Below are 433 nucleotides of genomic sequence, written 5' to 3' on the forward strand. Positions count from 1 at the left end.
CCCTTGTTTATCAATGCCCAGCAGCACAACATCGAAGCGACTTTTATCAATGGCATCGACAATGTTTTTTGCCGATTGCAGAGACACTTCATGTTCCGCTGATTTACCACCAAAAACGATTCCTACCCGCAGTTTTTCCATCTTAAAAACCTATCCCGTCTAACACAAAGTGCATACATTACCACGACAAAACGGGGGATTCGCGGCCTTCTGACAGAATGTTGCAATCTTCTGCTGACAAAGCGAGCAACGTACTGGTGAAGAAAGTGCGTTATCTCAAAGATGTGTGCAAGATCACAAAAATGATGAACGGGAAGCTAATTTATTCCTGGCTTAAATGACCATGTGGTGAGTTTTTTTCTCTTAATTATAAGATAACGAAGAGAATATATTTCATAACTTTTATTTATAATAAAGGTTGATAATTAAAGAC

At 38.8% G+C, this 433-nt stretch carries 1 pseudogene; it reads right to left on the minus strand.

The annotated features are described in order from the left end of the window. Positions 1 to 141: pseudogene (locus NWP09_RS13550) on the minus strand (D-alanine--D-alanine ligase A); the annotation flags it as partial. Positions 142 to 433: the final 292 nt, after the last annotated feature.

Origin of the sequence: Agrococcus sp. HG114 (assembly GCF_024723325.1) — a bacterium.
GTDB lineage: Bacteria > Actinomycetota > Actinomycetes > Actinomycetales > Microbacteriaceae > Agrococcus.